This window comes from Rhodopseudomonas sp. G2_2311 (genome assembly GCF_047501505.1).
Taxonomy (GTDB): Bacteria; Pseudomonadota; Alphaproteobacteria; order Rhizobiales; family Xanthobacteraceae; genus Rhodopseudomonas; species Rhodopseudomonas palustris_H.
In genome coordinates this window covers 234,206-246,868 of sequence record NZ_JAZDRK010000001.1, presented here as the reverse complement: position 1 = coordinate 246,868, position 12,663 = coordinate 234,206, and the positions used below count along the sequence as shown (strand labels likewise).

Annotated in this window: 12 protein-coding genes; 7 read left to right on the top strand and 5 right to left on the bottom strand. The window is 64.7% G+C overall.

Annotated elements, in window-relative coordinates; translation table 11 throughout:
• Positions 1–75: 75 nt before the first annotated feature.
• A complete protein-coding gene (locus VRZ08_RS01255; RefSeq protein ID WP_414531330.1) occupies positions 76–1,155 on the bottom strand; it encodes a zinc-binding dehydrogenase in 1,080 nt (359 codons plus the stop codon).
• Entirely contained in the window at positions 1,152–1,961 is an 810-nt protein-coding gene (locus tag VRZ08_RS01250; protein WP_414531329.1) for an SDR family NAD(P)-dependent oxidoreductase, read from the bottom strand. Before VRZ08_RS01250 ends, VRZ08_RS01255 begins: the two co-directional genes overlap by 4 nt.
• 83 nt (positions 1,962–2,044) lie before the next feature.
• On the opposite strand from VRZ08_RS01250, the gene VRZ08_RS01245 reads away from it, so the two are divergent.
• Positions 2,045–3,784, top strand: a complete 1,740-nt coding sequence (locus tag VRZ08_RS01245) for a thiamine pyrophosphate-binding protein (protein ID WP_414531328.1) — start codon at positions 2,045–2,047, stop codon at positions 3,782–3,784.
• A 1-nt stretch (position 3,785) separates the two neighbouring features.
• Complete coding sequence (locus tag VRZ08_RS01240; RefSeq protein ID WP_414531327.1) at positions 3,786–4,463, top strand: TetR/AcrR family transcriptional regulator; 678 nt, start codon at positions 3,786–3,788, stop codon at positions 4,461–4,463.
• 13 nt (positions 4,464–4,476) lie between these two features.
• On the opposite strand, the gene VRZ08_RS01235 is transcribed toward VRZ08_RS01240, so the two are convergent.
• Entirely contained in the window at positions 4,477–5,583 is a 1,107-nt protein-coding gene (locus VRZ08_RS01235) for a COX15/CtaA family protein (RefSeq protein WP_346294681.1), read from the bottom strand.
• 96 nt (positions 5,584–5,679) lie between these two features.
• Here VRZ08_RS01235 and VRZ08_RS01230 point away from each other — a divergent pair, with 96 nt between their 5' ends.
• On the top strand, positions 5,680–5,892 hold the full coding sequence (locus tag VRZ08_RS01230; RefSeq protein ID WP_107355786.1) for a DUF2842 domain-containing protein: 213 nt from the start codon (positions 5,680–5,682) through the stop codon (positions 5,890–5,892).
• An 83-nt stretch (positions 5,893–5,975) separates the two neighbouring features.
• Here VRZ08_RS01230 and VRZ08_RS01225 read toward each other — a convergent pair whose 3' ends face one another.
• The gene (locus VRZ08_RS01225) at positions 5,976–6,908 is read right to left on the bottom strand and encodes a transporter (protein ID WP_346294680.1); all 933 of its coding nucleotides are present in this window, start codon (positions 6,906–6,908) and stop codon (positions 5,976–5,978) included.
• Between the two features lie 356 nt (positions 6,909–7,264).
• On the opposite strand from VRZ08_RS01225, the gene VRZ08_RS01220 reads away from it, so the two are divergent.
• The 3 genes from VRZ08_RS01220 to VRZ08_RS01210 all read left to right on the top strand — a co-directional run bounded on the left by VRZ08_RS01220 (position 7,265) and on the right by VRZ08_RS01210 (position 10,260).
• A complete protein-coding gene (locus tag VRZ08_RS01220; protein WP_011158306.1) occupies positions 7,265–7,747 on the top strand; it encodes a Dps family protein in 483 nt (160 codons plus the stop codon).
• Positions 7,748–8,027: 280 nt separating this feature from the next.
• The gene (locus VRZ08_RS01215) at positions 8,028–9,029 is read left to right on the top strand and encodes a cytochrome-c peroxidase (RefSeq protein ID WP_263988556.1); all 1,002 of its coding nucleotides are present in this window, start codon (positions 8,028–8,030) and stop codon (positions 9,027–9,029) included.
• An 85-nt stretch (positions 9,030–9,114) separates the two neighbouring features.
• Complete coding sequence (locus tag VRZ08_RS01210; RefSeq protein ID WP_414531326.1) at positions 9,115–10,260, top strand: NapC/NirT family cytochrome c; 1,146 nt, start codon at positions 9,115–9,117, stop codon at positions 10,258–10,260.
• 9 nt (positions 10,261–10,269) lie between these two features.
• Here the strand turns inward: VRZ08_RS01210 and VRZ08_RS01205 are convergent, their stop codons facing one another.
• The gene (locus VRZ08_RS01205) at positions 10,270–11,313 is read right to left on the bottom strand and encodes a polysaccharide deacetylase family protein (RefSeq protein WP_414531325.1); all 1,044 of its coding nucleotides are present in this window, start codon (positions 11,311–11,313) and stop codon (positions 10,270–10,272) included.
• A 130-nt stretch (positions 11,314–11,443) separates the two neighbouring features.
• Here VRZ08_RS01205 and VRZ08_RS01200 point away from each other — a divergent pair, with 130 nt between their 5' ends.
• Complete coding sequence (locus tag VRZ08_RS01200; RefSeq protein WP_414531324.1) at positions 11,444–12,637, top strand: GNAT family N-acetyltransferase; 1,194 nt, start codon at positions 11,444–11,446, stop codon at positions 12,635–12,637.
• Positions 12,638–12,663 lie beyond the last annotated feature (26 nt).

The window sequence follows — 12,663 nt, the reverse complement described above, 5'->3', positions numbered from 1 at the left end:
CACCACGACTTGGCGGCCCCGAGGATCGTGACGCAGATCCACTCGAAGAACGGACTGACCAAGGCTCCCCCGGGACTAAGCCTGGCCGGGATCGACCAGAAGCTTGATGCAGGCGTCGGCCTTTGACAGCGTCGAGAAGGCAGCAGCCACGCCCCCGCGTCCGACCGTCCCCGAGATCAGGGGAGAGACGTCGCAGTGTCCCTCCGCGATCGCGTGCAGCGTGGCGGCGAATTCGGCGGGGCTGTAGCCGAACACAAACCGCAACGACAGCTGTTTGTTGATCGCCAGCGACGGCTCGATCGTATCGCTTTCCATGCAGACGCCGACCACGATGATGGTCGCCGTCGGCGGGGATTTCTCGATCAGCTGCTGCAGCATGCCCGGCACGCCCACGCATTCGAACACCACGGCATCGCGGATCGTGCGTCCCTGCAGCGTCGCGGCGCTGAAGCTCGCCAAAGTGGCTGGAACATCGAGAGCCTCCCAGCGATCGTGCGGCGAATGCTCGCCGGGATCAATCACCACGTCGGCGCCGAGTGCCACCGCAGCGGCGCGGCGGTGCGGAGAGAAATCGCTGGCGATGACCGGACCAATCCCCCGCGCCTTGAGCGCCGCGATCACCGACAGACCGACCGGCCCGCAGCCGATCACCAAGGCCACGCTGCGCGGTGTCAGCGGAGCACTGGCGACCGCATGCGCGCCGACCGCCATCGGCTCGGTGAGCGCAGCGCGCGCGTCATCAAGTCCATTCGGCACTTCGAGCAGCAGCGCCTCCTGCAACACCATTCGTTCGGCAAAGCCGCCGGGAAAGCGGTTCGAGTAGCCGACGAGTTCGCTGCCCGCCGGGCCGAATGCGGCCGGCACCGAAACCACCTTGGTGCCCGGAGCAAGGGTTTTGTTGCAGCCAGGACCGTGGTCGATCACTTCGGCGCAGAACTCATGGCCGAACACGACGTCCTGGGATGGGTCGAGGCTGGGGCGTCCGCCGGCGCGGCGGGTGAGTGCAATCATGTGATCGAGATGATGAAGCGCGTGAAGATCCGATCCGCAGATCCCGCAAACCAGCGTCTTCACCAGCACCTGGCCCTCGCCCGGTGTGACTTCGGCGATGTCTGTGTCGACCAGCTGGCCGGCACGCCTGACGACAGCCTTCATTGCGCAGGTCCCGCCAGAGCATTCAGGACGCGCGGCAGATTGGGTTGCCCAGTGTGCGCGGTCAGTCCGCCATCGACCGGCATAGCAACGCCGGTGACATAGGACGCGGCATCGGAGGCAAGGAAGGCGATGACTTGCGCGATCTCTGCTGGGCTCGCGAACCGGCCGATCGGCACCCGATCTTCCCAATCGGCGCGCAGACCCGGGATACCCTGAACGCCTGCGAGGATCGGGGTGTCGACCGGACCAGGGCACACAGCATTGACCCTTATTCCATCACGCGCATGATCGATTGCTGCGGTGCGGGTGAAATTGATCACGCCGGCCTTCGCAGCGTTGTAGGCCGCGAATCCGAAGTCGCCGGCGAGGCCCGAAGCCGAGGCGGTGTTGACGATCGCCCCTGCCCGCTGCGCGACCATCACCGGCAACGCCGCTTTGCAGCCGAAGAACACGCCGTCGAGATTAATCGCAAGGACCTTCTTCCAGTCTTCGACCGGCAGTGCAGCAATCGATGACAGGCTGCCGATCCCGGCGTTGTTGATCAGCACATCGAGCCGCCCGAAGGCCGCTACCGCACCGTCGATCAGCGCTTGCACCGATCCGAAATCGGACACGTCGGTGGTGATGAACCGTGTGCGCTCGGCCCCGAGTTCAGCCACCAGGGCATTGCCCGCCGCTACGTCGAGATCGCCGATCACCAGGCTTGCGCCTTCCGCGTGAAGCAGCCGTGCGGTCGCAGCGCCGATGCCGGATGCTCCGCCTGTGATCACCGCGACTTTTCCACCAAAGCGCGTGCGCTCATTCATCCTCTTGTCCTCCCGGGTCGATGTTTATAATTATAGGTCACTATAATAACACCGCGGCAAACGCCGCAACAGGGAGGAATGAGATGGCAGAACACGATCGCCTGGTCGGCGGGCAATTGCTGGCGAAGACGCTGAAGGCAACTGGTGTCAGCCAAGCGTTTGCGCTGCACGGCGGACATCTCGAAGCGCTGCTCAAGGGGTGCATCGAGGAAGACATCGCCCTGATCGATTTCCGTCACGAATCCTCGGCGGGCCACGCTGCAGACGCTTATGCGCGTGCCACCGGCAAGCTCGGAGTCTGCATCGTCACGGCCGGGCCCGGATTCACCAACGCACTCTCGGCGATGACCAACGCGCAGCTCGATGGCTCACCGGTGCTGTTCATCGTCGGAGCGCCGCCGCTGCGCGAGATCGAAACCAATCCGCTGCAAGGCGGCATCGATCAGGTCGCGATTGCGCGGCCGGCGGTGAAGTGGGCGTTCTCGATCCCCAGCACGGAGCGGATCGCCGATCTCACAGCGATGGCGATCCGTAAGGCGATGACGTTGCCGCGGGGCGCCGTGCTGCTCGAAGTGCCGATCGACGTGCTGCACATGAGCGTCTCCGCTGCGCGCGCCACTCCACCGGCCGGCGTCGGCGTCAATCCGCGCCCCGCGCCTGCCCCGGCTGAGGTTGCGCGATTAGTTGAGCTGCTGAAGGCGGCCAAATGCCCTGTCTTGATCGCGGGCAATGGCGCAGCCAATCACGAAACCGCGGAGGCGTTGCGAGCGCTGTGCGCCAAAGTGCCGCTGCCGGTGTTCACCAAGTCGCTGGCGGCCGGCATCCTGCCGCCGGGCCACCCCTGCAATGGCGGTGCGGCCGGCAACCTCGCCTTGTTGCCGATGCTGGGGATCGATCGGCCGGATCTGGTCATCCTGCTGGGCGGCAAGCTCGGCCTGCTGCTCGGCGGACGTTCAGGCGTTCTGGTGCCGCACGGCGCAACCCTGGTGCAGATCCACGGCGATGCGGCCGAGATGGGCCGGATCCGCGACGTCGATCTGGCCATCCTGGCGGACTGCACCGAGGCAACGCGCGCGCTCGACGCAGCTCTGAAAGATGTCCAGTTCAACGAGTTGGAAGGGTGGCGGGCGAAGGCGGTCTCGGCAACCGGGCTGTTTGCCACGATGTTTCCCGATCATGAGACCGCGCAAGGCATTCATCCGTACCACGCGGCTCGTGCAGTCGCCGAAGCCGCTGGGCCGGGGGCGATGTATGTGTTCGATGGCGGGGAATCCGCATCATGGGGCGCTGCGGCAGCGGTGGTCGATCGGCCGGGGGCGGTGATCAGTCACGGCTATCTCGGCTGCCTGGGGATCGGACCAGGATTTGCGATCGGCGCCCAGCTCGCAGCTCCAGACCGTCGGGTGATCCACCTGACCGGCGACGGCGCGTTCGGATTCCACCTGCAGGAACTCGACACCATGGTCCGGCACCGCTTGCCGATCGTTACCGTGGTCCTCAACAATGAAGTCTGGGGAATGTCGATCCACGGGCAGCAAATCATGTTCGGCAGCAACTATCATGTGATCTCGAAGCTGGGCGGGACGCATTTTGCCAACATCGCCCAGGCCTTCGGCTGCCACGCCGAGCGTGTGACCCGCTTTGCCGACCTCGCGCCGGCGCTGGAGCGCGCCTTCGCCAGTGGCGGCCCGGCGTTTATCGAGGTGATGACGGATGCCGACGTGGTGCATCCTGTGACGGTGGCGATGCTCGGTCAGGTTCAGGAAGGCAGCAACGACGTGTTGATCCCCTATTACGAGAACATCCCCGCAGACACGGCCTGAGATGACGCTATCGACGAGCACCCTGGAATCGCGGCGGCGCGGGCTGGTCACAGCCGCGCACGCCCTGATCCGCGAATCCGGCGGTGCCGGGTTTTCAATGATCCAGCTCGCCAAGCGCGCGGGCGTGAGCCCGGCGACGCCCTACAATCTGGTCGGGACGAAGGCCGACTTGTTGCGGCTGGTCGTTCGGGACGAGTTCGCCGCGTTCGAAACCCGCCTCGCCACCCGGCCCCCAGGATCGCCGCTTGCGCAGCTCGAGGCGGCGATTGATCTCGTGGTGAAGCACTATTGCGCAGAGCCTGCGTTCTATCGCGGTCTCTACGCCGCGATGCAGGGCGAGCACGCCGTCGAGCTCCGCGGGATGATGCTCGCCGAAGGGCAGCAATTGTGGTGCGCGATGGTGCGCACTGCGGTGGATGCCGGCGAGATCCAGCGCGTCATCGACGATGAAGCCTTCACCGAGGTGCTGCTGCGCGCGATGGCCTCAACCACGGAAGCTTGGCTCGCCGTGAACTGGAGCCGGAAGCGCTTCGCCCAGGAGATGCATCTGGCAACGCGCCTGCTGCTGCTGGGCGTGGTCACCAAAACGGCGCGCAGCCGGATTGCTGCTGAATTCGCATCGTCGCGCCGGACCAGCGCACGAAAGCCTGCGCGAACGGGCAGGTCCGCCAGGTCGTAGTCGGCCGCCGCGACTATGCCGATAGGGCTGGCTTGGATGGAAGTCGCTCGGCAGCACCGCGATCAAGCGAGGTTTGATGGCCGCTCGTCGCTGTCAGCCGTTCAGCGTGCAGCACGGCCAGCGTCAGCACCACCAGTGCCATTGCCTGATGCGCCAGAGCGAGGTCGATCGGCGCGGCGTACAGCACGGTGAAGATGCCGAGCGCGCCCTGGGCTGTCAGCGCCAGGAACAGCAGTACCGCGCCACGTGCCGCGGCCCCTGCCCGCGTGCGCAGCGCGTCAATCATGTGCAACGCCGCCAGCGTCCACAGCGCATAGGCCAGCATGCGGTGATCGAACTGCACGGTGAGATGATTGTCGAATAGGTTCTTCCACCACGGGCTTTCGAACCACAGCCGCGCCGCGTCCGGGATCAGCGCGCCGTCGATCGTCGGCCAGGTGTTGTACACCCGCCCGGCGCGCAGGCCGGCGACCAGCGCGCCCGCGTAAAGCTGCACGAAGGTCAGCCCGAGCAGCAGCAGTGCGGTCGCCTTCAGCCGCGTCGGCGCGGCCGCGCGCGCCCGGTCCGACAGCCGGCGCAACGTCCAGACGATCGCTGCATAGATGATCAGCGCCAGCGACAGATGCGTGGCGAGCCGCACCTGCGACACTTCGGTTCGCTGCGACAGGCCGGACGCGACCATCCACCAGCCGACCGCGCCCTGCAGCGCGCCGAGCGCGAAGATGATCCACAGCGCGCGCTTCCACTGCGGACCGATTGCCCCGCGCCACAGGAACCAGAGGAACGGCAGCAAATAGACGATGCCGATGACCCGGCCGAGCAGCCGGTGGCTCCACTCCCACCAGAAGATCGTCTTGAACTGATCGAGCGTCATGCCGGCGTTCAGTTCGCGATATTGCGGGATCTGCTTGTAGCCCTCGAACGCGGCGTGCCACTGCGCATCGGTGAGCGGCGGCAGCGTGCCGGTGACCGGCTTCCATTCGACGATCGACAGCCCGGATTCCGTCAGCCGCGTCGCGCCGCCGACCAGGACCATCATGGCGATCAGGGTCGCCACCAGGGCCAGCCAAATCCGTACAGCGCGAACTCGGGACGATGGCGGCGCCGCGGCGATGGTCATAAAGCATCCCTTGAACGGATTTTTCCGCACTCTATAGTCCGGCCGTTCTTACGCGCAAGGCGTTGCGAGAACGCATCAACGGCGTGTGAGCGAGGCATGAATATTCGAACCCGGAAATTGATTGGAACCGTCGGCCTGCTGCTGCTGGCGATCGTGTGGTCGCTGACCGCGATGGCGTTCGCGCAGGCGCCGGTGATCGCAGACTCGAAATGGCTGCAGGCCGTGTACTACGTGGTCGCCGGCCTCGGCTGGGTGCTGCCGGCGATGCCGCTGGTCACCTGGATGTCGCGTCCCGATCCGACCGAATAAGCGATCTGACGCAATTCAAAACAGAAACGCCGCCACCGGGACCACGGTGGCGGGGTTGTTGTTTCAGAGATGAGAAGCTCGGTTCAGAACAGATAGTTGAACCGCAGCATCGCCTGGTGGCGCTCGAAGTCGTCGAGATCGAGATGGCGCGGATCGTTGCAGGCCTGACCCGCAACCTGCGTACTCCAGGTGCCCGACAGGCCGATCTTCTCGGTCAGATGCGCCGAGAATGTCGGGCCGACATAGACCGCATCGCCGGAGAACCGGTCGAGCCCGAGGCCTTCATAGGCCCGCACGTAGCGTGCCTCGACGCCGACGATCAGCGTCGGATTGAGCTTGTAGGATAGCGCGCCCTGCACGGCGAATTCGGAATCGTGCGACCAGGTGTTGGCGAGATCGCGCGAGGCGCCGCCGGAGTACCAGAGATTGAACGCGGCGAACAACGTGCCGCGGATCAGCTCCTTGTCCATCAGCGCGGCGAATTCGGTGCCGTAGATCTGCGCGTCGAAACCGGTGAGTTCGTCGACCCGGTTCCAACCCGGCGCCGCATGCAGCGTCAACCCGAACGGCATCTCGTCGCGATCGAGCACTTTGTAGCGGAATTCCATCGACGCGCCGGCGATGGCGTTGCGCCGATTGTCGATCATGCCGGGCACGCCGCTGATCTGGGTCGAGGCGAAGCTGACGCCGGGGGCGACGCGGAAATTGTCGGTCAGCGTGAACTTGAACTGCGATAGCACGCCGACGCCGGTGTAGGAGCCGAACCGCCGCCCAAACCGGCCGACGTTCTCGATCTCGAGTTCGATCTCGCCCTTCTTCCCGATGTCCGAACCCATGCTGAAGCCGAAGATGTGCTCGGTATCGACATCGTCATGGTCGGCCTTGGCGGCAGCCCCCCGCTCCAGCGCCGGTACCACAACCCTTGCGGATGGGGCGGCCGTATAGGACAGCCAGCCCGGCAGTTCCTCCGCGGCCGCCACCGGCGTCGCCAGCGCGGCGGCGACCAGTATCGCCATCGCTGCCGCCTGTGGCCCGTCAAATCCGCAAATTCGGCCGCAACGGCCACGCCCCCTAGAAGTACGCGCAATCATTAGTCGCCCCCGATGAATTCCATCGGTCTACTAATTGCAATTGCGAATGCCTCTCGGTCAAAGCCTTTTGTTTACAGGCCCTGTAAATGCGAGGCGCCTGAAAATTGATCGATGACAATGATTAGTAGTTGCGTACCGCGGCAGGATGGCAACGTTCCGCGACGGACGCCGCAGCCGGCTTACGATCAGCACCTTGAGCGACGTCGGCGGTGCAATGTTGCCGAAGCGGTACTCATCTACGACCGCCGGCATCCGTGCCGGCACGCTGCAAAGGACCGGACATGACCAAGCCTGCCAAGATCAACATCGGTATCCCGGAAGACAAGCGCGAGAAGATCGCCGACGGCCTGTCCCGGCTGCTCGCCGACTCCTACACGCTGTATCTGATGACGCACAATTTCCATTGGAACGTCACCGGGCCGATGTTCAACACCCTGCATGCGATGTTCATGACGCAGTACACCGAGCAGTGGACCGCGCTCGACCAGATCGCGGAGCGGATCCGCGCCCTCGGCTTCCCGGCGCCCGGCACCTACAAGGAGTTCGTCAAGCTCGCCTCGATCGCCGAAGTCGAAGGCCAGCCCAAGGCGATGGAGATGGTGCGGCACCTGGTGACCGCGCAGGAAGCCACCGCGCGCACCGCACGCGAGCTGTTCCCGCTGGTCGAAGACGCCAATGACCAGCCGACGGCCGACCTTTTGACCCAGCGTCTCGACGTCCACGAAAAGACCGCCTGGATGCTGCGCAGCCTGTTGGAAGACTGATCAACCACTAAGTCGGCTTGGGCGGTTCGCAGCGACGCTGTGGACCGCCTTTGCTTGTGAGAACCGCTATCGACTTTCGTCTCAAGGCGCCACGGCCGAACTCAAAAAGCCTTCTACTGCAGTGACTTTGCGTCGTCTGTGAAGGTTATCCTGCTGTCTTGCGATTGACCCGCATCAAATATCATTGCTGCGAATAAGAATTACTCTAGAGGCCCTTCCGCATCGTCGCGGAGCGACCGTCGGTCCCCCCTGCGATGCCATCCTGCCCCTGGGGGTTCTCATGAAAACCGCACAAGTGTTGCTCTTGGCGACTGCGCTCTCCGTCTCGTTGTCGCTCCCCGCCCGTGCCGCCACCGACGAGCCGATCTCTCCGATCAAGCCGGCCGTGGTGAAAGATCCGAACCTGGTCGAGCTCGGCAAGAAGCTGTTCTTCGATCCGCGGCTGTCGAAGTCGGGCTTCATCTCCTGCAACTCGTGCCACAACCTGTCGATGGGCGGCTCGGACAATCTGAAGACGTCGATCGGCCACAACTGGCAGAAGGGGCCGATCAACGCGCCGACCGTGCTCAACGCCAGCCTCAATGTGGCGCAGTTCTGGGACGGCCGCGCGCTGACCTTGAAGGATCAAGCCGGCGGACCGATCGCCAACCCGGGTGAGATGGCATTCACCCACGCGCTGGCGGTCGACCTGCTGAAATCGATCCCGGGCTACGTCACCGAGTTCAAATCTGTGTTCGGCCAGAACAGCACGGTCGACATCGACGAGGTAACACGGGCCATCGCCGCGTTCGAAGAGACGCTGGTGACGCCGAACTCGCGGTTCGACAAATGGCTGCAGGGCGACAAGAAGGCGCTGACGCCGACCGAGCGCGCCGGCTACGAGCTGTTCAAGGATTCCGGCTGCACCGGATGCCACAATGGCGCAGCGGTCGGTGGCAACACCTTCCAGAAGATGGGCGTGGTCGAGCCGTACAAGACCGACAATCCGGCCGAGGGCCGCTTCGCCGTCACCAAGGAGGAAGCCGATCGCTTCAACTTCAAAGTGCCGACGCTGCGCAACGTCGAACTGACCTATCCCTATTTCCACGACGGCGCGGCGCAGAAGCTGTCTGACGCGGTCGAGACCATGGGACGGATCCAGCTCGGCAAAACCTTTACGCCGGAGGAGAACGCCAAGATCGTCGCCTTCCTCAAGACGCTGACCGGCGACCAGCCCAACTTCAAGCTGCCGATCCTGCCGCCGTCGAGCGACAAGACTACTCCTCCGAAGCCGTTCGACTGATCTCGGCCAACCAGGCGCATTGCGGACGGCGGAGCTGACACGCCGTCCGCACGCCGCGGATAGTCTGGCACCACGGAACTAACTCATGACGTCGATCTGGAGCCGACTGGCGCGGCCCGGCCCGCTCGCGCTCGCCCTGGTGCTGGCCGCCATTGGCGGCGCGGTCGCCTGGGGTGGTCTCAACACCGCGATGCACGCAACCAACAGCCTGGCGTTCTGCACGTCGTGCCACGTGATGCGCGACAACGTGTATCAAGAATACAAGACCACCGCGCACTACACCAACCGTACCGGCGTTCGCGCCATCTGTTCCGACTGTCACGTTCCGCGCGACTGGAGTCACATGCTGATCCGCAAGGTGACGGCCACCAAGGAGCTGTATCATTGGGCGATCGGCAGCATCGACACCCGCGAGAAGTTCGAGGCCAAGCGCCACGAACTCGCGCGTCACGAATGGCAGCGGATGCGCGCCAACGGCAGCCGCGAATGCCGCAATTGTCACGCCTTCGACGCGATGGACTTCCACAAGCAGACAGCGAAGGCGGCAACCGCGATGCAGGAGGCCAGCAAGGCCGGCAAGACCTGCATCGATTGCCACAAGGGCATCGCCCACAAGATGCCGGACGTCACGGCCGGTCACCGCAAGGCGCTTGCGGCGCTGCAGGTCGACGCCGGCAAGCTGGCTGCGGCACCAGGCGTGACATTGTATGCGATCGGGTCCGTGCCCCTGCAGCTTGGCGATTCCGACGAAAGCGCCGGCGAACTCGCGGCCAGCACCGCGGTGACGGTCCGCGCCGTCGATCATGAGCGATTGACACTTGAGTTGACCGGCTGGCAGCGCGAGGGCTCTCCCGAACTCCTGTATCAACGCTTTGGCAAACGCATCCTTGCCGCGACGCTGACCGAGCCAGCACGCGCGCGAGTCGAGACGCTGCAAATCGCAACGCACGACGACACTGGCGATCAATGGACGCAGGTGCGGCTCTTGGTCGGCGCGGCGCCGGGCCGGTTCATCAGTTCGCGCGCGCCGCTATGGACTCTCGCGGCGCGGATCGAGGACGATAATTGCACCCTGTGTCATGCTTTGAAGCCGCCGGGTAGTGCCAAGGCGGACGCCTGGATCGGCCATCTCAACGCCATGAAGCGGCTGACCGCGCTCGACGGAGAGGAAGTCGCCCTGCTCCGCGCTTACTTGCAGAACCATGCCAAGGACGTCGCACCAGCGCCATGAATTCGCGCGCTAGATGGTCCGCCCGATTCCTCGTGCCGCATCCGGCATCAGGCCGGACAGGATCACGCGCAGATCTCGCAGCGAGCGCTCCCGGCCATCCCAGGCGATCCGCGGCAGCGCCAGCGGATCGATCGGGCCTGCCCCGATCACGCCGGGGATCGACGTCATCGCCCCGGCGAACCCTGCCTCCTTGGCCATCGCGACATGCTGCGGACCAAAACTGTTGCGCTCACCGAACGGATACGCGAAGTGCGAGGCGTCGCGGCCGAGCGCCGTCTGCAGCACCGCGCGGCCCAATGCGATTTCCTTTGGTGCCGCCGTGTCCGGCAGATTGGCCAGCACCGGATAGTTCACCGTTGCGCTGCCGATCGTCACCTTCGGATCGATGGCAAGCCGCCCGATCTCGTCCCAGTCCATCACAGCTTCACGTGTGACTGCCGCGAGATCGACCGCATAGCGCTTGCATAGATCCTGGATCGCCGCAGTGAGTGCCGCGGGCGGCATGGTGCGCAGCCAGCTGACGAGGAAATGGAACACCTGCACCTTGTCGGCCACCGTCGCGGTGTCGAACCGGCGTTCGTTGTGGTCGATCAGCAGCGCGATCCGTTCGGTGCGCGCGATTACCTGCTCGAGCGCCAGCCACCAAGCTTCGCCGATGCCGTCCGGAAACGCCGTCGGCAGATACACCGCGAACGGTACAGCGTGCCGTGCCAGGATCGGATAAGCGAAGGTGGTGATATCGCGCGAGCCGCCGTCGAAGGTCAGGCAGACGAACCGACCCGGTGAGCCGCCTTGAGCGATCCGGGCGCAAACCTCGGCGGGCGAGATGACCGGACAATTCCAGCCCTTCAGCGCGCGCAACAGGCGGTCGAGAAACTGCGGGGTAATTTCGCGAGCGCGCAGCGGCTGAAACCGGTCGCGGCGCGCCGGACGCACCCGATCGAACCGCAGGATCACTCCGCAGCCGCCGCCCTTCCATTCCGAAAAGCGCACAGCACCGCTCGCATAAGCAAGCTGCAGCCGCGCTGCCGTCCACCAGCGGTTCGTCGACAAGGTTCAGTCCTTTGCGGCGCCGGGACCGGCGGCGATTTCGCGGGTCATCATTACGCTTTGTTGAGATTTGTTTGTAAAGGTCCGCAGCGTTGCGCTAGTCACGCCTAGTTTATTCTCATTGGATCGCCGGATGACGATGATGGCCGAGCTGATCGAGGCCCGGACCGCCGATCGCATGGCGGCCGCGCAGAGCCGGATCGCCGACGTCGAGATCATCCCCGACATCGACTCCGCCGAACCAATCTGGCGCGCGCTCGAGCAGACCGGTCAGCATTGTTCGCCCTATCAGCGGTTCGATTTCCTTAGTGCCTGGCAGCGCTATGTCGGCCTCGCCGAGGGGCGACAGCCGTTCATCGTGGTTGCGCGAGACGTCGAGGGCCGGCCGCTGCTGCTGTTGCCGCTGGGTCTCGAACGCAAATTCGGCGTCCGCGTGGCGGGATTCCTCGGCGGCAAACATTCGACCTTCAACATGCCGTTATGGCGGCGTGATTTCGCGGCGAGCGCGGGCGAAGACGACATCGCCGAGCTGATCCGGCGGGTGCGGGATATCGGCGGAGCCGATCTGCTCGCATTCGAGCAGCAGCCGGCGCGCTGGAACGATCTCGCCAATCCGTTGGGCCGACTTCCCCACCAGCCGTCGGTCAATGATTGCCCGGTGCTGGTGCTGCCGCCCGGCGCTGCCCCGAGCGACTTGATCAGCAACTCGATGCGCCGCCGGCTCAAGGGCAAGGAACGCAAGCTGCAGGAACTGCCTGGCTATCGCTATGCCCAGGCGCGCACGCAAGCCGATGTCGACCGCCTGCTCGAGGCGTTCTTCCGGATCAAGCCGGTTCGAATGGCGGCGCAGAATCTGCCGAACGTGTTCGCCGAACCCGGCGTCGCCGATTTCATCCGCCAGGCCTGCTCCACGGAGCTGAGCGGCGGCGGCCGCGCGATCGAAATCCACGCGTTGGAATGCGACGATGAGATGATCGCGATGTATGCGGGCGTCGCCGACGGCAGCCGCTACTCGATGATGTTCAACACCTACACGCTGTCGGACGCGGCGCGCTACAGCCCCGGCCTGATCCTGATGCGCCATATCATCGATCACTACGCCGCCTGCGGCTATCGCTGGATCGACCTCGGCATCGGCTCGGATGACTACAAGAAGATGTTCTGCAAGGACCTCGAACCGATCTTCGACAGCTTCATCCCGCTGACACCGCGCGGTCAGGTTGCTGGTGCGGCGCTGTCGGCGATCGGCCGCGGCAAGCACGCGGTCAAGCACAGTCCGGCGATGATGCAGTTGGTGCAACGCGTGCGCAGCGTGTTGCCGCGCTGAGATCTGCGCTCCTTCAGATTGCCCAA

Bases quoted from the DNA above. Each gene is read 5' to 3' on its own strand.
- VRZ08_RS01210 (WP_414531326.1), top strand. From the start codon at position 9,115: ATGACGTCGATCTGGAGCCGACTGGCGCGGCCCGGCCCGCTCGCGCTC.
- VRZ08_RS01255 (WP_414531330.1), bottom strand. From the start codon at position 1,155: ATGAAGGCTGTCGTCAGGCGTGCCGGCCAGCTGGTCGACACAGACATC.
- VRZ08_RS01200 (WP_414531324.1), top strand. From the start codon at position 11,444: ATGACGATGATGGCCGAGCTGATCGAGGCCCGGACCGCCGATCGCATG.
- VRZ08_RS01245 (WP_414531328.1), top strand. From the start codon at position 2,045: ATGGCAGAACACGATCGCCTGGTCGGCGGGCAATTGCTGGCGAAGACG.
- VRZ08_RS01235 (WP_346294681.1), bottom strand. From the start codon at position 5,583: ATGACCATCGCCGCGGCGCCGCCATCGTCCCGAGTTCGCGCTGTACGG.
- VRZ08_RS01250 (WP_414531329.1), bottom strand. From the start codon at position 1,961: ATGAATGAGCGCACGCGCTTTGGTGGAAAAGTCGCGGTGATCACAGGC.
- VRZ08_RS01215 (WP_263988556.1), top strand. From the start codon at position 8,028: ATGAAAACCGCACAAGTGTTGCTCTTGGCGACTGCGCTCTCCGTCTCG.
- VRZ08_RS01230 (WP_107355786.1), top strand. From the start codon at position 5,680: ATGAATATTCGAACCCGGAAATTGATTGGAACCGTCGGCCTGCTGCTG.
- VRZ08_RS01225 (WP_346294680.1), bottom strand. From the start codon at position 6,908: ATGGCGATACTGGTCGCCGCCGCGCTGGCGACGCCGGTGGCGGCCGCG.
- VRZ08_RS01240 (WP_414531327.1), top strand. From the start codon at position 3,786: ATGACGCTATCGACGAGCACCCTGGAATCGCGGCGGCGCGGGCTGGTC.
- VRZ08_RS01220 (WP_011158306.1), top strand. From the start codon at position 7,265: ATGACCAAGCCTGCCAAGATCAACATCGGTATCCCGGAAGACAAGCGC.